The sequence below is a fragment of the Streptomyces cucumeris genome, assembly GCF_024295805.1.
In the GTDB taxonomy this organism is placed as follows: domain Bacteria; phylum Actinomycetota; class Actinomycetes; order Streptomycetales; family Streptomycetaceae; genus Streptomyces; species Streptomyces cucumeris.
In genome coordinates this window covers 1-803 of record NZ_JANCLX010000097.1, presented here as the reverse complement: position 1 = coordinate 803, position 803 = coordinate 1, and the positions used below count along the sequence as shown (strand labels likewise).

Annotated in this window: 1 protein-coding gene; it reads left to right on the top strand. The window is 71.4% G+C overall.

What is annotated here, in order from left to right:
- Positions 1 to 803: ATP-binding protein (locus NMK44_RS41900; RefSeq protein WP_302889254.1), on the top strand; the 803-nt coding region annotated here is incomplete at both ends.

The window sequence follows — 803 nt, the reverse complement described above, 5'->3', positions numbered from 1 at the left end:
AAGGTGCTCATCGCCAACCGTGGCGAGATCGCTGTCCGTGTTGCCCGTGCCTGTCGGGATGCCGGGATCGCGAGCGTGGCCGTCTACGCCGATCCGGACCGGGACGCTGTGCATGTGCGCGCGGCCGACGAAGCCTATGCGCTGGGCGGTGACACTCCGGCGGCCAGCTATCTCGACCAGGCCAAAGTCCTGGCCGCCGCCGCCGAGTCCGGCGCGGACGCCATCCATCCCGGCTACGGCTTCCTCTCCGAGAACGCCGAGTTCGCCCAGGCCGTCCTGGACGCCGGGCTGATCTGGATCGGCCCCCCGCCGCAGGCCATCCGTGACCTCGGCGACAAGGTCGCCGCCCGCCACATCGCCCAGCGGGCCGGCGCCCCGCTCGTCGCGGGCACCCCCGACCCGGTCTCCGGCGCGGAAGAAGTCGTGGCCTTCGCCGAGGAGCACGGCCTGCCCATCGCCATCAAAGCCGCCTTCGGCGGCGGTGGCCGTGGCCTGAAGGTCGCCCGCACCCTGGAAGAAGTCCCCGAGCTCTACGACTCCGCCGTCCGCGAGGCGGTCGCCGCCTTCGGCCGCGGCGAATGCTTCGTCGAGCGCTACCTCGACAAGCCCCGCCATGTGGAGACCCAGTGCCTGGCCGACACCCACGGCAATGTCGTGGTCGTCTCCACCCGCGACTGCTCCCTCCAGCGCCGCCACCAGAAACTCGTCGAGGAAGCCCCCGCCCCCTTCCTGAGCGAGGAGCAGAACGCCGAGCTCTACGCCGCCTCCAAGGCCATCCTCAAGGAAGCCGGATACGTCGGCGC